Consider the following 21,416-nt stretch of genomic DNA (forward strand, 5'->3'; position numbering starts at 1 on the left):
TTATGTAAGTTTAAGAAGGAACAAAAGTATACTATTTTTAATTAAATAACAAAATGTCAGAATGAAAGGTTGTGGAACCCTATTATTCCCCCATGTTTTGTGTTATATTGATAAAAGTTACAAAAAAGAGCGCATGGAGGTATCTTTGTTAAGTAAACTGTGCGTTTTTCAATTTATTTGTAATCTTCAGTTGGCAAAATAATAGCATTTGGATAGAAGTTGTATTAAAGAACTTTAAAATACAGGTAAAGAGTTGTGGTACATGATAATTTGCCTAATTTTGCATCATGTCAATAACAAAATGAAACTAACAGCAAGTTTCTGGCAATAAAAAGAAAGTATATAACAATTTTAAAAACTTCGGTTTATGTAATTAAGGAGATTTGATTATGGCAACAATGAGATTTAGTTTTGCAGGAGTAGCATTGAGAGAGACAGAAACAAGTTCATGGATCAGGACAATCGCAGATTGTTTGGGAATCCATATGTTTTCGAAGATGAATCCTTCGGGAGATATGAATAATGTAGGTTGGGACACCACCAAGCAGAAGGAAATACAGGATCTTCATCATTATGCTATCCGCAACTTAATCCCCAAGGCCGGAGTTTATCAGATGAACTTGCTTGAATCGTTGGCACAGTCTGCTTCCATCTATTCACCGGAAGAGCTCGATTCTCTTTACAGTGGAACGAATAAAAAGATCGAAGAGATTAACAGCCATATATCGGGTGTGTTGGTTAGTGCACGTGAATTATGTAAGTCAGGACACCAGAACTGGGAGTCTGTCCAGTCACTTCGCTATCATATTAACCGCTTGAGCAGTATCATACAGCCTGTATGATCATTAGTGAGAAATAGGGAAACGATTTCTGTGTGATGATTTGCTTATCGGAAGTATAATATTCTTTATCCGTTCCAACGTTTTCAAAGTAGTGGAACTGGGCTTGCGGATGCCTGCGGATACATTCATATACAGCTTCTACGCATTGGGATAGTTTCATGATAACGATCACATATCCTGCGTTTATCTTTTCTGACAGTTCATCCGCAGAAGGTGTACCGGGGATTACGACTATTTCCTCTTCCTGTTTGACAATATGTAATCCGGCCAATGCGCCGGCTGCTATAAAGGCTGGTATTCCTGCGGTACGTTGTACGGCAATACCGGCCTTTGTAAATTTGTCGTAGATATATTGAATAGAAGAATAAAAGCCGGCATCTCCTTCGGCCACGATAACGATCCGTTGCCCGTTCCGGTAGCGGTCTGCGGCTTCGTTGTAAAGGGCATCGTAAACCTTCCAGGCTTCCGTGCGGTCTTTGCTCATGGGCAGCATGAAACAGTGGATGGCAGTCTCGTCGATTTCCAAGGCGCGAACAATATCTGCCGCACGCGATAGGGAAGTACCTTGTTTATTCCGGGTTGCCGGACAATAGATGATATCTGCCTGCTGAAGTTGCTTAAGTCCTTTAACGGTAATAAGTTCCGGCTCTCCGGGGCCTAATGAAACGAAACTGATCGGATGTGTCATTTGCTTTTGCTTTTATTCGGAGGGCAAAAGTGATGAAAATAACGGAAGTCTCCAAACAAATAACCGCACAATATTACGGATGAAGCGACATTCCCAAATAGATGCCTATGCAATAAGGAATTAGCCAGATACACCAGACAACTATGCTGAAACGGTTGAAATGTGCTTTCGCTTTGCGCGAACCCTTGAAGTAAGTCCACAGCGCCCATAAGGCATGGATAAACATCAGGACGATCGCTATTATTCCGGTGATAGTGTGCAGGTTATCCTGCAATCCGGTCATTTGTGCAATCTGTTCCATGAGTCCGGTTCCGACAGCATCGGCGAATAGTCCGGCAACAAAGAAGGCCACGTGCCAGGCTTTCAGCTTCTTCTGGATACGTTCGCCCCAGACACCGATTGTATAAAACACTAATGCCGATGAAATTACGCAGATAGCTGCGATTAAGAAATGAGTGTCGATCTGATTGAGTGCCATATTGCTGCCATTTTCTGTAAATAACAGTTCCGTATGCGAATGGTTCAGTTTTTCTTATTACTTTTGCGGTCGAAATAGGTTCTGTCAAACTCCTGTTCATGGAGACAGATTAAAAGGGAACCGGGTGTAAATCCCGGACAGTCCACGCTGCTGTGAAGCTTTATAAACATCCTGATAACACCTTTTGCCACTGATCCGGGAGAGATCGGGAAGGCTTTCAGGATGGAAGTAAGTCAGAAGACCTGCCATTTTTTGCATAACGATTGTCCTCGTGGGTTTGGACGGTTTGTGTCGGATAAAAACAAATAGAATATGAATAAGTATTTGGCAGGTTGCTGCCTGTTTGCGTTATTGGCTGCATCGTGCGCATCGAAAGGAAATCAGCAGGAGAAAGAGAATGCATCGTCGCAACAAACGATTACGGTGGATAGTAAGGTTCAGATCACACCTGAATATGCCGACGGTTTTCAGTTGACCTATGCCGACGGTTACATCCTGATGGATATACATGACCCTCAGAATGAAGAAAGCACTCATTTCCTGTATGCGTTGGTTCCCCGTGGGACGAAGCCGGAAGGTATTCCTACCGATTATATGGTGATTGAAACACCTGTACGTAGTGCCATTTGTATGACTTCCCTGCAACTATCCAATTTCATCAAGTTGGGAGCAGAAGATAAAGTGGTAGGCATCACCAGTACCCGCCATCTGTTTAATCAGACGATCAACGACCAGTTGAAGGAAGGAAAGACGGCAAAGATCGGGATCGAAGGCAACTTCGATAATGAGGTGATTATGAGTATCAATCCCGACCTGATCCTGATCTCACCCTTTAAGCGTGGCGGCTATGAGACAATGAAAGATATCGGTATCCCGCTGATCCCGCATCTGGGATATAAGGAAATGACCCCGCTGGGACAGGCCGAGTGGATCAAATTTGTCGGTCTGTTACTCGGAATGGAACAGGAGGCCAATGATAAGTTCTCGGCTATCGAGCACCGCTATAATGAACTGAAGGAGCTGACTGCCGAAGGTAAGGTAACCCGGCGTCCCATCGTCTTTAGTGGTGAGATTCATGGCGGTAACTGGTATGCGGTAGGAGGGAAGAGCTTCCTGGCGCAACTATTCAAAGATGCCGGTGCCGACTATTTCCTGAAGGACGACGACCGTTCGGGAGGTGTCACCCTCGACTTTGAAACCGTTTATAACCAGGCTGACGAGGCCGACTACTGGCGTATCGTGAACAGCTATCCGGGAACATATGACTATAAAGCCCTGAAAGACCAGGATCCGCGTTATGCCGACTTCCGTGCTTTCAAGGAAAAAGGAGTGATCTATTGCAATATGCGGGAGAAACCTTTTTACGAAAGTATGCCGACCGAACCGGAAGTGGTGCTGGGCGACCTGCTGCATATCTTCCATCCGAACCTGCTGCCGGATCACACCCCTGTCTATTATGATCTACTTAAATAAATAGGGCCGATGAAGTATTCTAACACTGTCCTGATGCTTTTGGTCGTCGTTTCGATCGTTGTACTGCTGTTCCTTAATCTGGTGTTGGGTTCCGTATCCATCCCGTTCAACTCGGTCTGGAATATTATATGCGGCAATGGCGATGAACCGGTCACCTGGCAGAATATAATCAGGAAATCACGTTTCCCGCAAGCTTTGACAGCCTTGGTTGCCGGAGCCGGACTGGCTATCAGCGGGCTTCAGATGCAAACCGTCTTCCGCAACCCGTTGGCCGGGCCCTCTGTGCTGGGGATCAGTTCCGGTGCAAGTATGGGAGTGGCCTTTGTCGTTTTGCTGAGCGGAAGCCTGGGAGGTGTGGCGCTTAGCAAGCTCGGCTTTATGGGGGAGATCGCTTTGTCTGTTGCAGCGATAGTCGGTTCCTTGTCTGTCATGGCGCTGATCGTCTACGTTTCGCAGAAGGTAAAAGGGAATGTGACGTTGCTGATTATCGGTGTGATGATCGGCTACGTGGCAAATGCCGTGATCGGTGTATTGAAATTCTTTAGTGTGGAAGAAGATATACGGGCCTATGTTATCTGGGGGCTGGGAAGTTTCTCGCGCGTATCGGGTAATCAGATGATGCTTTTCGTGATTATTATGGCGATCCTGATCCCTCTCTCATTTTTATTGATAAAGACATTGAACCTGATGCTCCTCGGTGACGGCTATGCCCGCAACCTGGGACTGAATATCAAACGGGCACGCCTGCTCGTCATTACCTCTGCCGGTGTCCTGACCGCGATCGTTACCGCCTATTGCGGTCCGATCGTCTTTCTCGGATTGGCTGTGCCGCACCTCTGCCGGGCTGTTTTTCAGACATCCGACCACCGGGTGTTGATGCCCGGTGTCCTGTTTGTCGGTGCCGCCCTGGCGCTGGCCTGTAACCTGATCGCACGTATGCCGGGATTTGAAGGAGCCTTGCCCGTCAACTCGGTTACTGCCCTGGTCGGTGCTCCCGTTGTTGCATCCGTATTATTCCGCAAACGCAAAAACGAACTGAACGAATGAGTATGAAAGAGGCAACTATCCGGATAAACAACCTTTCTATCGGCTATCATTCCAAGAATGATACAAAGCTGGTAGCTAGCAATATAACCACTACGATATGCAGTGGAGAATTAACTTGCCTGTTGGGTACCAACGGGGTGGGAAAGTCTACTTTATTGCGTACGCTCTCCGCTTTTCAGCCCCGTTTGTCCGGCGAAATAGCACTACTGGGTCACGATATACAGGACTATAGTGATAAGGAACTTAGCACTATAGTGGGAGTGGTGCTGACAGATAAGTGTGACATCCGTAACATGTCTGTCCGGGAACTCATAGAGATGGGGCGTAGTCCGTACACCGGCTTTTGGGGACGCCTGGGAAAGGAAGACAAGCGGGTGGTGGAAGAGGCGATCGCCCTCGTCCGCATCGAAAACCTGGCTTCCCGAATGGTGCACACCCTCTCCGACGGGGAGCGGCAAAAGGTGATGATCGCGAAAGCCCTCGCACAGGAAACGCCTGTGATCTACCTGGACGAGCCGACTGCCTTCCTCGATTTCCCCAGCAAGGTAGAGATCATGCAACTCCTGCATCAGCTTACCCGCACCACCGATAAAACGATCTTCCTCTCTACACACGACCTCGAACTGGCTCTCCAGATCGCCGATAAGATCTGGCTGATGGATCGCGACAAAGGTATAAGTACCGGGACTCCGGAAGACTTGGCGCTGAGCGGGCACCTGAGCGGTTTCTTCTCCCGCAAGGGGATTATCTTCGATACCGAAACCGGCTTGTTCCGTATCAACAACCAGTATAAATCCGAAATACGCCTTGTCGGTGAGGGGCAGAAATATGCTATGGCACGGAAGGCTCTTCAACGGAACGGTATCCATGCGGATAGCGGGATCGAGTCGGCGCGTTGGATAGACGCCGGTGATCCGTCCTCTACTTCATTCGTTCTCCACGATTCTGACGGGCAGATCCGGCGTGCGGCAACCATCGAAGAGCTGTTGCTGCAATTGGAATCCTGAAAGATAATGTTAAACTGATTAAACTTTTTCCTGTTCGTTTGTTATATAGGAGTAATTTTAAAAACAAACGACATGAAAAAGTATTTCTTATACGCCATTCTGATTTCCGCCGCCGCATTTACCGCTTGCAGCAGTGACGACTCATCTGATATAGAAGCAGATGTCCCTTTCTATCAAAACCTGGGTGTCGCTTACGATATCACTAATAATACGACACGTGTCGGAGCGAATTTCAACAAGTACGACAGCGCAGGGGTAAACATTAAATTGAACGGCCCTGCCTCTATCCTGATTAACGGCAAGACCCCGAACTTTGCCAACGTCGGTGTTTACTTTTATACCTATTCATTCTCCGGACTGGATGATATGACTTTCGTCTTTACACGGGCAAAGGACAGCATTTTCACGAATGTAGCCACCCTGAAAGACGTGAAGCCGATTGCCATCCCGGAGTCTTTTACTTCAATCAACCGTAAAACTTCAACCACGCTGACCTGGGAGGGCGATCCTGTCGGGGACGATGAAATGGTGGAAGCTACCATTTCATACGATGGCGGAGTGACCACCCTCTACAACCGTGATAAAGGCAGCCAATCGATCAGTATCACGCTCGGTAACCAGGTGACCGCTTCCAAAGCCACCTTATCCCTCAGTCGTGCCAAGACTCATCCTTTGCAGGAAAGCAATGGAAATGCCGGCGGGCAACTGGATGTTTCTTATATACAGAGTAAGGAGGTACGCTTGGAGTAAAGGAAATCTAATACATACCTGATAGGATTATGTTTAGAAAATAATGATCCAATATGCCGAAGCTAGAAAAATGTGAACCCAAATGACAGGCTTTGTAGGGGCGGGGTTTGCCCGCCCTTTGCGACAATAATATAACAACCGGTGGAGAAGGGCGGGCAGACCCCGCCCCTACCAACGACACTACATTCAAAACTGCCAAAATATGAACTATCAATTACTATCCTATCGTTATTAAGATGATGATGGGCTTTAACCATAAAATGATCTTGGCTATGAAGAAAGAGTATTTAATTGCTACATTATTTCTATCTTTGTATCTGTACTTTTTAAACACGTGGATATATGGAAACAATGTATGCCAGAAAATACCCGATAGGGATACAGGATTTCGAGAAAATAAGAAATGAAGGTTATCTGTATATAGATAAGACCGAATTGATGTATCGATTGGTAAAAACCGGTAGCTACTATTTCTTGAGCCGTCCCCGTCGTTTTGGTAAAAGTCTCCTGATATCCACATTTGAAGCTTATTTTAAAGGTAAAAAAGAACTCTTCGAAGGATTAGCTGTCGAACAGTTGGAAAAAGATTGGCTGACTTATCCGGTGTTTCATCTCGACCTGAATGCCGCGAAATATGACCAGGTAAGCGATTTGGACGACATGCTGAACCGCAAGCTATCTGCCTGGGAAGAATTATATGGTTCCGATCCGGCAGAAAAAGGCCAGGCTTTGCGGTTTGCCGGTGTCATTGAACGGGCCAGCATGCAGGCGGGACGGCGTGTAGTCATTCTGATTGACGAATACGACAAACCTATGTTGCAAGCTATCGACAATGAGGAGCTGCAAAACGAATACCGCAATACCCTGAAAGCCTTTTACGGAGTGATGAAGAGTATGGACAGGTATATCCAGTTTGCTTTCCTCACAGGCGTGACCAAGTTTGGCAAAGTGAGCGTGTTCAGCGATTTAAATAATCTGGACGACCTTTCGATGAGAAGGCCATATGTAGCTATTTGTGGTATCAGCGAAGAGGAATTACATCGTGATTTCGATGGTGATATTCATACATTGGCTTCTGTGCTCGGTATAACATATGAAGAAACCTGTACAGAGTTGAAAATGAGTTTTGATGGTTATCACTTCGTTGAAAACTCTCCCGGAATCTACAACCCGTTCAGCTTGCTCAATACATTTAAATACCGGCAATTCGATAATTACTGGTTCGAAACCGGTACTCCAACCTATCTGGTAAAGTTATTGCAAAAATCAAATTACGACCTTTATCGGATGGCACATACAGAAACGGATGCCGATGTTTTGAACAGCATCGATGCCATTTCGAGAAATCCCATACCTGTAATCTATCAAAGCGGTTATCTGACGATCAAAGGGTACGACAAAACCTTCGGGCTCTATCGGTTGGGATTTCCCAATAAAGAGGTAGAAGAAGGGTTTATCAAATATCTTCTACCTTATTATACTCCGGTGAGCCAGGTCGATACTGCTTTCCAGATCAAGAAGTTTGCCCGGGAGGTTTATGACGGCGATTATGATGCTTTCTTCCGGCGACTGCAAAGCTTCTTTGCCGATACGCCTTATGAGTTGGTTCGTGACCTGGAATTGCATTACCAGAATGTGCTCTTTATCGTCTTTAAGCTGTTGGGTTTCTATGTAAAAGCGGAATACCATACCTCCGAAGGTCGTGTAGATCTGATTTTGCAGACCGACCGTTTTATCTATGTCATGGAGTTCAAACTCGACGGTACAGCAGAAGAGGCATTGCAACAAATCGAAGACAAGGGGTATGCTCTTCCGTTCGCTTCCGACCCGCGTACATTGTTCCGCATCGGTGTGAATTTCAGCGCAAAGACTCGCAACATTGAAAAGTGGTTGGTTATTTCCAAATAACTCCTTCTTCCGTTATCAATAAGATAGATAAATCACCTTTAGGCAGGAGTGGAGTACAATGTTCATGGCATCTTTTCAATAAGAGATTGAAGAATGCTTCTTGTTCTTCCACGGGGAACAGCTGCCATAACTCCCGGGCCAGCGTGATGCCGTCGATCTTTTGGATGGTTGCTTCGGGACAGTCGGATTGACGGGCCAATTCCTTCAGGAAGTCTTTATTCATCACTACCTTTTTACTGTGCGTATCGAGGAAACCTTCGGCCAGTTTAACCGCTTTCCCGATCATTATACCCATAACAACCTGCTGAAAGCCGAGCGATGAAGCTATCTTTAGTGTCTCGCCGATAAAGTTACCGTAATGTACGAATGCCTGTGGCGGGAGTTCGGGGTAACGGGCTTTCAGGTATCGCTCGCTTTTGGCACCGGAATTGATTACCAGCGTCGTGCAGCCGATGGCTTTGGCAACTTCCGTTTCCTTGCGGATAGAGGCGATAAAAGCATCCGTGGAGAAAGGGCGAACAATGCCGGATGTCCCGATAATGGAGATCCCACCGACGATACCCAGTTTCGGGTTGAATGTCCTGGCTGCAATTTCTTCTCCACCGGGCACGGAGATCGTAACGGTTAACCCGGCTGACTTCTCCTGCCGGAAATCCTGTAAGACGGCAGTCAGCTCTTCCGTTATCATTTTTCGGGGAGTGGCGTTGATAGCCGGGCCGCCTACTTCCAGACCCAATCCCGGAAGGGTAACGGTGCCGACCCCTTTTCCGGCAAGAAAGCGGATGCCTGACAGGGCAATATCCGTAGAGAAAGCAACTGTTGCAACGATCCGGCAGCCGTTCGTTACATCCGGGTCGTCCCCGGCATCTTTGACGACTGCGCAGGTGGCACTGTTATCGTTCCAGGCGGTATCGGCGATCGGCAATGTGATCACTTCACCCGAAGGCAAGGTAATGGGAGAGTCGGCTTGCTCTTTCCGCGTTAGCAAGGCTAGCAAGGCAGCCTTAGCAGCAGCAGTGGCACAGGCGCCGGTGGTATAGCCATGATGCAAGGGGAAAAATTCGGGTAGCAGCCGTTCAATCTGTTTGCGCAATCCGTCTTCCCCGTAAACGATATAGAATGTTTCGGGCAATGCCGGACGTTTTACAACGAACACTGGAATAGACCGACTGCGGGCGGCAGCCACTTTCTCGTTGAAATATCCCGACTGTCCGCTTTCTTTCGTGATGACGGCATCCGGCTGAAGCTGATCCATCAACTCCCCGGCATCCTCTTCATCGCGATAGAAACACAGTCGGTCGGGGGGAAAACCCTGCCGGGTAGCGATGGTGAGCGACTCTTCGCGTTCGAGGATGCGGAACCATGCCGGATGCTTTTCCCACCAGGGGCGGAACGGGGCGATGGTGTTTACTCCGGTCAGGGCAAGCAGGTTACGGATGCCGTGCTCGTTTAACTTGTCGATGGCATCGTGGTAATCGTCGCACCAGATCAGTTCGTTGTCGCGTGGAGGATAACGCCGCTCATAGCGGATAACCGGCAGTTGGAGGGAAGAAGCGACTTCCGCTACCGTTCGGTGCAGGGCGGAAGCAAAGGGATGTGCGGCATCGATCAGCAGGCGGATATTGTTTTCGCGGCAGCATGTTTCCATAGATGCAGCATCCATCCCACCGGTCAGGCGGATGCCGTGCGCACAGTCTATCTCCTGAAGCGACCCTTTTGTCGAATAGAAATAAGGGGCACTTCCTTCGTCGGCTATGCGGACGGCGGCACGTCCTTCCGTTGTTCCTCCCAGTATCAGTATCATTGTCCGGTTATTTGCGGAACAGATGTTTGAACTCGTCGGCATACAACCGGGAAAGGCCTTCACGGTTGTCGATAGCATCCCCTACAACCAGCAGCGTTGTCAGTGTAAGGTTGTTTTCTTTCACTATTTGAGCCAGGTCTTTCAATTCCCCGCGGTAGATACGCTCGTCTTTCCATGTCAGCTTGTAGCAGGCGGCTACCGGCGTAGTGGGGGCGTAGTGTTGCAGGAGTTCTTCCTGCACCTTGTCGGCTATGCCTGCACTCAGGTAGATGCACATGGTACTCTGGCTGGCGGCCAGTTTGTGCAACTGCTCTTTTTCGGGCATCGGCGTGCGGCCTTCGCCACGGGTAAGGATGATTGTCTGTACCTTTTCCGGGATGGTGAACTGCGAACGCAAGGCGGCTGCGGCGGCCTGGAAAGAGGATATTCCCGGGGTGATATGATAGCTCATATCGTACCGGTCGAAGAAATTCATCTGTTCCTGTATCGCTCCGTAGATACAGGGATCACCGGTATGCAGGCGGACAATGAACTTGCCCCTGTCGTAAAACTCTTTCATCAGGGCGAACTGCTCGTCGAGATTCATATCGGCCGAACTGCGCACGGTTGCTCCCTGCTTGGCGCAGTAAGTCAGCTCTTTCGGGACGAGGCTCCCGGCATAAAGGATCAGGTCTGCCTTCTCCAGCATCCGGCGGCCGCGGATGGAAACCAGTTCCGGATCGCCTGGCCCGGCTCCGACTATCTCGATATGTCCTTGCCGGCGTACGGATTTATCCATAGCCACGGCAAAAGTATATTCGTTGCCTTCGCCCAGGCTTCCCTTTTGTTTTTCCAATAGCAACCAACCGCCTCCGGCACTGTGAATGGCCGCGGCTTCGGAAACGCTGGCCGATGCCGTCGCCTCTTTTACACGGGGGGACGGGTTGGGAACCGGTATTTTGTTCAATATCTCCGCCGGATAGGTCTTGAACGGACAGTTCATAATGCCGTAAGCCAGCAGGGCAAGCATCGCTTCGTCCTTCTTGATGTCGATGGATGAAATATCGACGATCGACTCCGGGCAGATGTTGTTGTCGATCAGCGTTCCGATGATATGCTGGTGAAGTTCCACCGGATCGCCTTTTATATCTTTCCGGCAACCGATACCGATATGCAAGACTTTCGGGAAGTAGGAAACCATCATCACGTCGGCCTCGTAGATGAACGGCCCGACGGTGATAACCAATTCGAACTGATCGAGCGGTATATCCGAGAATTTATTGAATTGCTGCACATGGGCGGGGAGAGAGCTTTCCAGATAATCCGTACCCTTGTCGCGCACATTGAGCAGCAAAGCCGTCGGTTTCTTATTGACGAATGCGGCAATACAGGCATTCATCGCGTTCTCGTTGTCGGTCAGGTCGTCGGCCACGACAGACCAGCCGAACTTTTCGGCCAGCGTATCGAGCGCCCACAATCCCGTGTTGTCGCTTTGGGTCGTCACAATGGCGTTGCCACCCAGGAGTTGTGCCAGTTCGGTGCTGAGTTCGTTCGCCCCTCCGATATGTCCTGACAGGACAGGGATGATATATTTGCCCGTACTGTCGATGCAGACGACAGCCGGGTCGGTATGCTTGTCCATCACATAAGGTGCGATGCAGCGGACGCAGATCCCCATCGCCCCGATAAAGACGATGGCTTCCGCTTTCAGGAAAAGATCTCCCATAATGCTGTCGATCGACTCCATCAAGACTGTTTCTTCCTGCGATTCCTTGCTGTAGATAACAGCATCGGGAAACTGCTTTTTTATCCGTCGTGCCAGTGGCAGGCTGCTGGCCGATACCACCACAATGGCTAAAGTTCGCTTATTCATAGTTCTTTTATTTTGCTTCTTTAAAAGCCTTCAATATCACTATCGGGTTATAATCGCCGACAGTTATATGTAAAGGATCATCCAGTTTCAGTCCGGCATCCTGCACCGCATCGATAAACAGCTTCTCGCTCTCTTCGGATACGGAATTGAATACCAGTAGGCCGTCGGGAGCCAGATAACGGGCTACTTTGGCAACGATCTCCTTTAATTTCCCTCCGTGTCCCCCGATGAAAACAGCGTCGGGTGCAGGCAGGTCGGATACTTCTTCCTCCATGAAATCACCGATATGTACGTCGATGCCGGGAGCTCCCAGGCGGCAACTGTTCTCTTCCATCAGTCTCCAGCATTCCTTGCGTATCTCGAAGGCATGGATATGCAGGTGCGGATATTGCCGTTTGGCTTCGATGGATATGGAACCGGTACAGAAACCGATATCCCAGAAGTGGTTGCACATCGGCAACATCAGTGCACTCATATCGAGCACGCGGACAGGCGCTTTGGTGATCATCCGTTCCCTGCCGTCGAGAAGTTCGAACATCTTGTCGGGTATTCCCAGCGGCCGGTAGGTGGTATCGTTGTACATCCGTTGCAGGATAACGCAGTTCGGGCTTTCGATCGAATGCTCTTCCACTTCCGACAGGGCGAGCGAACGCGATACACGCTGCTTCTCCGGGTTGCCCAGATGTTCGCCGATATACATTTTATATTGTGTGAAGCCGTATTTCAGCAGGCGCATGGCAATGGCGGCCGGTGTATGTACATGATCGGTCAGTATGCCGATCTTCATCCTGTTCTCTATCAGTGCACGATCCAGTTCATGCCACGGCCGGCCGGTAAGGGGCACCATCAGCATATCTTCATAAGACATTTTCAATTCGTGCGAAAGCATCTGCAACGAATTGAATGAAGGCATTATCGTAACCTCCGCTTCCGGCATACGCTTCAAGATGGTTGATGCAAATCCGGAGAATAAAGGATCTCCCGAAGCGAACACGACGATCTTCCGGTGGTATTCGTATTCGTCGAAAACATCCGCTAAAGGCACTTTTATATCGATCCATACGGCATCGACAGGAAGGAACGGACGAAGAAGTTCATAGTGCCGTTTCCCTCCCGAAAAGTGGGTGTTACTGTTGATTATATCCAATATTTCCTTGTTCTTGCTTATATAGCACTGGTTATCGGGCATGCCGATAACGATAAATTGTGTTCTCATACGTCTCTTCCGGGTTTTAAATTAATAGCGTCGTTATAACAAAGTATAGAATTTACTAGTGTAGCTGCCAGGTTACTGCCGCCTTTCCGTCCTTCAACGATCAGTTTGGGGATCGAGGCGAACGGTTTTACCATATGTTTGGATTCCTGCACATGCACAAAGCCGACAGGGGCGGCAATGATGCCGGCCGGGGTTGCTTTCCCTTTCCGTATCAGGTCGCACAACTCCATCAGGGCGGTCGGCGCATTACCGAATACGTATAAGGCATCCGGATGTTCGCTTACGGCGACACGGATACCGGCCTGCGTGCGGGTAATCCCTTTATCGGCAGCCAGCGCCACGGCTTTTTCGTCGGACAGATAGCATTTCACCTCAATCCCCATGCGCTGCAAGGCTCCCTTGCGGATGCCGGATGCCGCCATCGTTACGTCGGTGATGATGGTACGTACTTTGCCGCTACTGAGCGACTCGTAAAGGGTTGCTACGGCATTGTCGTCTATACGCAGTACATTCTCCATGTCGAAGTCGGCTGTCGTATGGATCGCATGCAGCAACGCCCATTTCTTATCCAACGGAATATCTTTGTTCTTCAGTTCTTTTTCGATTGTCCGGAAACTGCGTATCATGATGTCCTGCCCGATACCTGTCTCTTTCTTCCCCATCTTTATCTCCCCATAATAACCGCGCGGAGTGATCATGTGATTCTCGAACCGGTACGTCTGTGAGTTGCCGATGATGATAACGGTAAACATATCCACTTGCTCCGGATCGAAATCTGCCAGCGTGGTGATCGTCACGGTTTCTTCTTCCCGTCCGGCCTGGCGGACAAAGCCGATAGGGGTTTGCGGATTGCGTTCCTGCCGGAATAATTCGATCAGGCGGTGGAGCTGCCAGTAGCGGCCTTCGCTTTTCGGATTGTAGATGGCCGTGATAAAGTCGGCCGAAGCGGCGGCCTTGATCCGTTTCTCTATCATTTCCCAGGGCGTCATCAGGTCGGAGAGGGAGATCACGCAGAAATCGTGTCCTACCGGGGCACCCAGCAGCGAGGCGGCTTTCTGAAAAGCGCTGATCCCCGGAAGTACTTCGATGGAAATATCGCTTCCCTTCTCGCGCTTCATCTCGTAGATCAGCGGCGCCATGCCATAGATACCGGAGTCGCCGGAGCTGATAACGGTTACCACATTGCCCTCGGTAGCGTAATTGTAAGCTTCTTCCGCACGAACCTTTTCGCGTTTCATCCCCGAGTCGATACAGATTGCATCGGGACGGATCGCAGATTCTACAAACTGAAAGTAATACTTATACCCGACAATGACATCCGACTGGCGGATGGCAGAGAGAACTGCCGGAGTAATATCTGATTCGCTACCGGGTCCGATCCCGGCTACGATTATTTTTCCTGTGCTCATCTTTTAGATTTTACAACAAAGATAATGTATTTAATTTGTTAGACGATGTATTTTCCGGCGTAAGAATTTTATACCCAGCCAAACTCCTGACAGGGAAACGAATGTGCCTCCGAGCATCAGTCCCCACATCACTATATTCCATAAGATTGGATGGTCTACCAGAATCTTGATGTTTAAACTATGCAAGGCCGGATACATCCAATGGTTCCAACGGGCGGGCGTATTCACATAACGATATTGCCCGTTACCGGGATTGATGTAATAGCAACTCTTGTCTATATCTTCAATGGTGACCTTCCAGACAGGCAGATCCAGTTTTCTTTTGCGTGAAATATAATAAGTATCGTATTCCTCCAAAAGCCTGATGTCCATTGCGCACTCTGTCCCGTGGACTTGTGTCAGCACGGAATGGATATCTTCGGTATCCAGTTTTAAAGGAGATACGGTGTGCTCCGAATTTGCGTTGACGACGATATCGTTTGCATCTGTCAGTATCGTGTAGAAAGGGATATCTCCGAAACAGCCCCATTCCAGTTGGCGGATCTGACCGGGATAAGCCTGTATGACGTCCCGGTAATCCAGCGGATAATCGAGTGGGGAAGGAGCCAGCTTACGGAGTTCCTGTGCCGGGTTTATATCCAGCTTGGCACGAAGCCCCCAGTCCTGCACACGTGCCAGTGACATCATTCCGCTGAAAGTGAACGTAAGGACGAACAAACCGAATACCGTTCCTATGATATGATGCCATTTATACCAGAACTTCTTATAGGGAGAAGCCAGTTTGCGCTTGCGTGCCAGCCGGAAATTGCGTACACCCAGATAAATACCGGCAATACACATGATACACCCGATGCCCGATAGCCAGACAACGACCTTTATCCATAGTTCGGCATCCTGACGTAAAGAGGTAAAATAAACCCAATGCGGGATTGCACCCAGCCATGCCCAGAGCCGGCTGTCTTTATCCGTGTATTGTAAAACTTCGCCCGACTTCGACGAAATATATAATTGGTGCCGTTCCTGATCGGCGAAATGGAACTTGTAAATAGGGAACTCCTTCTTTAGGTTACCGAAAGGGATCCATTGGTCGAGGGCATACAGGGTATCGACCTTTTCCACAGGGGCGGTGCACCAGAGCGAGGCCGTTTCCCGTATACGTTTTCCGTCGATGACCGGCAGCGTTTCCGTAGAGTCTGCGGGAATATCATAACTGTTTTTATCCGTGCGGATATGGAAAACGGTTTGTCCCAGATAGCTGTTGAGGGTGATATTCTTTATCGGTTCTCCTTTGGGTAGGCGATCTTTTATGGTTTGCAGGGAAGGAAGATCCGCTACCCGAAGATAATCCATCTTTGCCCGTTTGTCTGCCCGGTCGGCGCGTGGGAAGGTGTGATAGATCATTACCAGTCCCGACAGGAACCAAACGAGAAACAGGATACTGAGCAGCGAGCCCAGTATCCTGTGAATTGTTAACATGAGTTTGGTTATCCGTATCATAAGTTGTAAGATATCGCAACCTGGTAGTTGCGCGGCATGCTCGGTACGATCTGGTCGCCCAATGCCTGGTTGGTATATTCTTTACTGAACAGATTGTTGATGTTGACCGACAGGCGGATGCGATGGTTCAGTACGTAAGAGGCACCGAGGTCTGTGATCCAGTAGCTATCGAACCATTTGCTGTTGGCCGTATTCCGGTACACTTTATCCGTATAGCTTGTGCTAAGATTGAAACTGAGATTCTTCAGGATACCCTTCGGGATCGTGTAACTACCGTATGCATAGAAGGTGTTTTTGGAAACGTTGTTCTGGTAGTTCCCTTCCAGGCTGGTCGATTTCTCCAGTTGATCTTTGTTTGCTTCCGAATAGATGATCTCAGCCAGTTCCGGATCTTTAACCTCCTTCATTTCCCGGATGCGCGCATCGGTGTAACCATAGCCGAGAGTGAAGGCCAGTGAGCTGACCGGGGTAAAAGTTGCTTCCAGGTCGAAGCCTTTGGAGTCCATCACACCAAGTTGGCCGATGATCGACATTTTGGTTGCAACTCCGTTTATCTCCTGTTCCACGTTTGTTGCCAATGTCTGTGTCGCATTCGACTTACGGATGTAGAACATGCTGGCATTTGCTTCCAGCCATTTGTTCAATGTGTATTTTACACCGGCTTCTGCCTGGTAACCACTCTCCGGTTTGAATATTTCCTCGTTGTTTTTCGGATAGGAACGTAAGCCGTCACCATCGACATAGATCACGTTGTCCTGATAGAATGTACGGATCGGCTTGAAGAAGGTAGCGAATGAAGCATAGATGGAAATATTCGGACGAGGTAGGTAAACGGCTCCGAGGCGATAGGTGAACGCGGCATTATGCAAGCGGTTGTATATTGTGCGGTCTGCATCGTCATATTCCCGTTTTCCTGTCGGTGTCGGAGCATTGGCTTGCAAATAACGGAAGAAATCGCCGCGCAAGGCAACCAGGGCTTTCCAATGTTCGTTGATATCCAGCATATCCTGCACATAAATGCTATTGGAGTAATTATGCGATGGGATTGCTTTCGACATTTTACTGGTCATATATCCCATACTGTGCGGATCGTATACCGATACATGCGAGTAAAGCCCCGGGCCTTGTACATCGTTTCCCAGATCATAGCCGCTGTAGCTTACACGGTTCATCAGCGAGAAAGAATAACCGCCTATGAAATTGTGAGTGACTTCCCCTGTATTCAGCTTGCCGCTTAATTCCAGGCTGTTACTTACTGTTTTCGAGATATGCGAGAAGCGGAGCGGGTAAGACAGATATACGGTATCCAGGCAAATATATTTTTTCTTGCCGCTTTTCATATAATAATGATCGTAGATCGGATCTTCGCTTTCCAGATAATCCAGTGCTTCCGTACCGAAATAGTTGATGTCATCGTTGTAGTAAGCCAGTTTGTCGATCAGCTTGAAGCCGTTGTCGAAGGTGTGCGTGTATTGGGCAGTCACATTCCAGGCATGGTTCTTCATGAAGTCCGATTCGTTGTTGTAGCGGGCTTCACGGTTCAATCCCGGTAGTTGCTGTTGGGCGCTCAGATATTTCTGATTTGTTTTCGTATCGAAAATATCCCCCGGCATCAGGTCGGGCAAACCGATCTCCGTGCCGTAAAAGTCACGGTTGAAAGCACCGCGTACGTCCAGCACATCCTTAGCTGTCAGATCGGCGCTCAAAGCCAGGTAGCCGGAGAAACGTTTGTTCTGGTTATCGCGCCAGCCGTCCTGATCTGAGAAGTTCACGTTCGCATAATAGTTGACCGGCCCGATCAGGCGGCCGCCCATACCTACTGTGGCCTGCTTGTTATCGTAGCTACCGTAGCTGACACGTGCATTGACTGTCTGTTCCGCTTTCGGGGAAATACGGACAACGTTTAATATACCGCCGACGGCAGAGTGTCCGTAGAGAACCGAAGCCGGCCCTTTCAGTAACTCAATCGATTCGATGGCCGACAGGTCGGGGAAAGGGTAGGAGTTATTGATGGCCGAACGCTCGTCGCGCACTCCGTCTATCATCAATACGGAATGGTCGAAACCACGTACCGACAGTTGCTGGAATGCCCCGTAACTGGTTTGCATACGCACACCGGGCATAAAGCGCACAGCTTCCTGAATATCGCGGATACCCCGTAATTCCAGGCTGCTTCCGGATACTTTATTAACTGAAACAGGCAAATATTTCATCGGAACATTCAGCTTTGTTACCTGCGGAATGTTTCTTTTGGCCGTTTGTACGACAACTTCCTGGATGCTGAATGTGGTGTCCGAGAAATTGGTATATTCCTTTTTCTGTTGGGCCTGCATCGAATTGACGCAGAGGGCAGTCAACGGTAATAATGTCAAAACCTTTTTCATCTTTTCAATCCTTTTCAGTTGCGTAAGTTTTCTTTTTTTCCATGATGTCGATCATCTTATGCTTTGCAACAAAGCGGGCGTGTTCGATGAAGATATTTTGTATCTCGGGGTTCTGTCCGAGGCCTTCCATCAGGACGGAAACTTCGTAGCCATTGTCTTCCAGCTCTTTCTTCCAGTCGCCGGCAATGTCGTTGTTGGCATGGTCGCCCGCAACGAACATAAAAGGTATGAGCATAACCTTCTTCACACCGCTGGCTTTCAGTTTGGCAAGCGTGTTGTCGAATGACGGATAACCTTCGATCGTTCCGACGTGGAAGTTGGTATATCCTTTGTCTTTCAGCATATAATCGGTCATGGCATATTGGGCGGTGGAAGGAGTGTATGTTCCGTGACCGACCAGGACGGTAGCGCCTTCTTTGGCTCCTTTCTTTGCAATGGCGGCAATGACGGCTTCGTAATCTTCAGGCATGTAAAGCAGCGGATTGCCGATGCGTACGTCTTTGAATTCCTTTTCCAGGGAGGTTACATCTTTACGCAGCGATTCCATTTCCACCCCTTCGATGATGTTGGTCGACTGGATAAGGATGTGGGTGAAGCCTTCCGCTTTCAGTTGTTTCAGTGCTTCGGCCGGGTTTAGCTTTTCAATGCCGCGTGCTTTAAGGCGGCGCATAATGATCCGTGAAGTGTAGGCTTCCCGCACTTCCGTGCCTTCGAAGGCCTCACGTGCCTTCTCGTTGATGGCGTCGATAGTAAGCGCACGGGTTTCGTCGTAAGTGGTTCCGAAATGAACCATCAGGACAGCGGCTTTGTCGCCGGTTTGCATGGAGGCAAAGAAGTCGGATGACTTGAAGTTGCCTTCTTCATCGTGGGGAACGCCTGCATGTACCATAGAGATACTCATCAAACAGCCTACAAGAAGGGCTGCCAGCAGATTTTTCTTTTTCATTAAAAGAGATTTGTTTGTATGTTCATAATAGCCCTCCTGACCCCGGGAGAACGAATTAACTATATGCCTGGCAGGTTTCCTGACTTGCCCGGAAAGCGACCTTCCCGTCCTGATGCGGACAGTGGTGTGAGTATGCTTTCCTTTTATAATGGGCTTCACAGTAGCGGGCACTGTTCCGGATTCGCACCGGATTCCCTTTTATACGACAACCGGAAGTCGTCGTATCACCTAAGCGGGGGCAAAGATAGAAAATTATTTAAAAAGAACGGGATTTTATACTATCTTAATTGGTTCTCTCGGAACAACTATGTAATAGCTCCTGTTTCATTACCACAAATAAAAAACCGGACATAAAATGTCTGTTTAGTATTAACGCCAAACAATTTATATATGGAATGGTTTGTAGATTTACTCAAACACTATCCGGAGCTGGCCATTTTTCTCACACTGGCTTTCGGCTTCTGGATCGGGAAGTTTAAAATCGGGAAATTTTCGTTGGGTACCGTCACCAGTGTCCTGCTGGTCGGAGTTTTGATCGGACAGCTGCATATCGATATCGGGGCACCTATCAAATCAGTATTCTTTCTGCTGTTCCTCTTTGCCGTAGGCTACAGTGTAGGGCCCCAGTTCTTCCGTGGATTGAAGAAAGAAGGACTTCCGCAGGTGCTTTTTGCCGCACTGATGTGCCTGTTCTGCCTGTTCGTCCCTTTTCTGTTGGCTAAGCTGATGGGATACAATGCAGGGGAAGCAGCCGGGTTACTGGCCGGTTCGCAGACCATCTCCGCCGTATTGGGCGTGGCGGAAGATACGATCAATCAGGGCGGATTGAGTGCAGCGGATAAAACGTCGATGATAAACGTGATGCCTGTGGCTTATGCCGTTTCCTATATTTTCGGTACGGCCGGTTCCGCCTGGATCATGAGTGATATCGCCCCGCGTTTTCTGGGGGGATTAGCCTCCGTGAAGAAAGCCTGCAAAGAGCTGGAAGCTAAGATGGGAACTGACGACGAGAGCGATCAACCGGGCTTTATGCCGGCCGCCCGTCCGATCACCTTCCGTGCCTATAAGATCAGTAACGACTGGTTCGGTGCCGGTAAAACGGTACAGGAACTGGAAGATTACCTGGAAGCAGAGGGACGGCGTTTGTTTGTCGAACGTGTCCGTATCAATAATATCGTTTATGAGGTAAAACCCGATCTGATGCTTATGAAAGGGAATGAAGTCGTATTGAGCGGCCGTCGTGAGTTTGTGATCGGTGAGGAAAACTGGATCGGGGAAGAGGTGAACGATATCGAATTGCTGGACTTCCCGGCCGAGACATTGCCCGTCCTGATCTCGCGCAAGAAATTTGCCGGTATGACGGTTGCCCGTCTGCGTAAGGAGAAAGTGATGCATGGCGTCAGCATTAAAAGTATTAAACGGGCGGGCATCAGTATTCCCGTCCTCGCTGCGACAACCATCGATCCGGGGGATATGCTCGAACTGGTCGGTACCAAGATGGAAGTGAATGAAGCGGCAACCACTTTAGGATATGCCGATCGTCCGACCAATCAGACGGATATGGTCTTCGTAGGGTTGGGTATCTTCCTGGGGGGTGTGATCGGTTCGCTGGCACTTCATTTCGGAGATATACCTGTCAGCCTCAGTACCAGCGGCGGTGCCCTGATAGCCGGACTGGTGTTCGGGTGGCTTCGTTCCAAACATCCTACCTTCGGGCGTATTCCGGAACCATCGCTTTGGGTTCTGAATAACGTTGGGTTGAATATGTTCATTGCCGTTGTCGGCATTACTGCCGGGCCGAGTTTCGTAACCGGTTTTAAGGAAGTGGGCGTGAGCCTGTTCGTGATCGGTGCGCTGGCAACGACCCTGCCACTGATCGTAGGTGTCCTGATGGGGCGCTATCTCTTTAAGTTCCATCCGGCAATAACACTCGGCTGTACTTCCGGTGCACGGACAACGACCGCCGCCCTCGGAGCTGTGGAAGATGCCGTTGAAAGCCAGACGCCTGCCCTGGGATATACCGTTACATACGCAGTAGGTAATACCCTGCTGATCATCTGGGGAGTGGTCATCGTCTTGTTGATGAGCTGACGATCCTGATACTAATTACTTATA

Annotated in this window: 16 protein-coding genes and 2 riboswitches; of the genes, 7 read left to right on the forward strand and 9 right to left on the reverse strand. The window is 49.0% G+C overall.

Features of this window, described 5'->3' with window-relative positions:
- Positions 1–389: 389 nt before the first annotated feature.
- The gene (locus tag HMPREF1212_RS09385) at positions 390–842 is read left to right on the forward strand and encodes a hypothetical protein (RefSeq protein WP_046149186.1); all 453 of its coding nucleotides are present in this window, start codon (positions 390–392) and stop codon (positions 840–842) included.
- Here HMPREF1212_RS09385 and HMPREF1212_RS09390 read toward each other — a convergent pair.
- Positions 826–1,530: a precorrin-2 C(20)-methyltransferase gene (locus HMPREF1212_RS09390; protein WP_046149187.1), complete on the reverse strand. Its 705-nt coding sequence runs from the start codon at positions 1,528–1,530 to the stop codon at positions 826–828. The genes HMPREF1212_RS09385 and HMPREF1212_RS09390 overlap by 17 nt on opposite strands.
- 73 nt (positions 1,531–1,603) lie before the next feature.
- Complete coding sequence (locus HMPREF1212_RS09395; RefSeq protein WP_028729029.1) at positions 1,604–2,008, reverse strand: HsmA family protein; 405 nt, start codon at positions 2,006–2,008, stop codon at positions 1,604–1,606.
- 59 nt (positions 2,009–2,067) lie between these two features.
- Positions 2,068–2,273: riboswitch (cobalamin riboswitch) on the forward strand.
- A gap of 47 nt (positions 2,274–2,320) precedes the next feature.
- Here HMPREF1212_RS09395 and HMPREF1212_RS09400 point away from each other — a divergent pair.
- The 5 genes from HMPREF1212_RS09400 (at position 2,321) to HMPREF1212_RS09420 (ending at position 8,193) form a co-directional block, all read left to right on the forward strand.
- Positions 2,321–3,481: an ABC transporter substrate-binding protein gene (locus tag HMPREF1212_RS09400; RefSeq protein WP_046149188.1), complete on the forward strand. Its 1,161-nt coding sequence runs from the start codon at positions 2,321–2,323 to the stop codon at positions 3,479–3,481.
- A 9-nt stretch (positions 3,482–3,490) separates the two neighbouring features.
- Complete coding sequence (locus HMPREF1212_RS09405) at positions 3,491–4,528, forward strand: iron ABC transporter permease (RefSeq protein WP_046149189.1); 1,038 nt, start codon at positions 3,491–3,493, stop codon at positions 4,526–4,528.
- A gap of 2 nt (positions 4,529–4,530) precedes the next feature.
- On the forward strand, positions 4,531–5,535 hold the full coding sequence (locus tag HMPREF1212_RS09410; protein ID WP_046150314.1) for an ABC transporter ATP-binding protein: 1,005 nt from the start codon (positions 4,531–4,533) through the stop codon (positions 5,533–5,535).
- Positions 5,536–5,607: 72 nt separating this feature from the next.
- Complete coding sequence (locus HMPREF1212_RS09415; RefSeq protein ID WP_046149190.1) at positions 5,608–6,285, forward strand: hypothetical protein; 678 nt, start codon at positions 5,608–5,610, stop codon at positions 6,283–6,285.
- Between the two features lie 351 nt (positions 6,286–6,636).
- The gene (locus HMPREF1212_RS09420; protein WP_046150315.1) at positions 6,637–8,193 is read left to right on the forward strand and encodes an ATP-binding protein; all 1,557 of its coding nucleotides are present in this window, start codon (positions 6,637–6,639) and stop codon (positions 8,191–8,193) included.
- On the opposite strand, the gene cbiD is transcribed toward HMPREF1212_RS09420, so the two are convergent.
- Genes cbiD through HMPREF1212_RS09455 form a run of 7 tightly spaced genes read right to left on the reverse strand, consistent with a single transcriptional unit; the run spans position 8,180 to position 19,244 of the window.
- Entirely contained in the window at positions 8,180–9,997 is a 1,818-nt protein-coding gene (gene cbiD, locus HMPREF1212_RS09425; protein WP_046149191.1) for a cobalt-precorrin-5B (C(1))-methyltransferase CbiD, read from the reverse strand. The genes HMPREF1212_RS09420 and cbiD overlap by 14 nt on opposite strands.
- Positions 9,998–10,004: 7 nt before the next feature.
- The gene (gene cobM / locus HMPREF1212_RS09430; protein ID WP_046149192.1) at positions 10,005–11,849 is read right to left on the reverse strand and encodes a precorrin-4 C(11)-methyltransferase; all 1,845 of its coding nucleotides are present in this window, start codon (positions 11,847–11,849) and stop codon (positions 10,005–10,007) included.
- 7 nt (positions 11,850–11,856) lie between these two features.
- Entirely contained in the window at positions 11,857–13,065 is a 1,209-nt protein-coding gene (locus HMPREF1212_RS09435; RefSeq protein ID WP_046149193.1) for a bifunctional cobalt-precorrin-7 (C(5))-methyltransferase/cobalt-precorrin-6B (C(15))-methyltransferase, read from the reverse strand.
- On the reverse strand, positions 13,062–14,474 hold the full coding sequence (gene cobJ, locus HMPREF1212_RS09440) for a precorrin-3B C(17)-methyltransferase (protein WP_046149194.1): 1,413 nt from the start codon (positions 14,472–14,474) through the stop codon (positions 13,062–13,064). Before cobJ ends, HMPREF1212_RS09435 begins: the two co-directional genes overlap by 4 nt.
- 30 nt (positions 14,475–14,504) lie before the next feature.
- The gene (locus HMPREF1212_RS09445) at positions 14,505–15,971 is read right to left on the reverse strand and encodes a PepSY domain-containing protein (RefSeq protein WP_046149195.1); all 1,467 of its coding nucleotides are present in this window, start codon (positions 15,969–15,971) and stop codon (positions 14,505–14,507) included.
- Complete coding sequence (locus HMPREF1212_RS09450; protein ID WP_046149196.1) at positions 15,968–18,355, reverse strand: TonB-dependent receptor; 2,388 nt, start codon at positions 18,353–18,355, stop codon at positions 15,968–15,970. The genes HMPREF1212_RS09445 and HMPREF1212_RS09450 overlap by 4 nt, the downstream gene beginning before the upstream one ends.
- A 4-nt stretch (positions 18,356–18,359) precedes the next feature.
- The gene (locus tag HMPREF1212_RS09455; protein ID WP_232430141.1) at positions 18,360–19,244 is read right to left on the reverse strand and encodes a sirohydrochlorin cobaltochelatase; all 885 of its coding nucleotides are present in this window, start codon (positions 19,242–19,244) and stop codon (positions 18,360–18,362) included.
- Between the two features lie 108 nt (positions 19,245–19,352).
- Positions 19,353–19,548, reverse strand: a riboswitch (cobalamin riboswitch).
- Positions 19,549–19,691: 143 nt separating this feature from the next.
- Here HMPREF1212_RS09455 and aspT point away from each other — a divergent pair.
- A complete protein-coding gene (gene aspT, locus HMPREF1212_RS09460; protein ID WP_028729042.1) occupies positions 19,692–21,392 on the forward strand; it encodes an aspartate-alanine antiporter in 1,701 nt (566 codons plus the stop codon).
- The last annotated feature ends 24 nt before the right edge of the window (positions 21,393–21,416 follow it).

This window comes from Parabacteroides sp. HGS0025 (assembly GCF_000969845.1).
Classification (GTDB): Bacteria; Bacteroidota; Bacteroidia; order Bacteroidales; family Tannerellaceae; genus Parabacteroides; species Parabacteroides gordonii.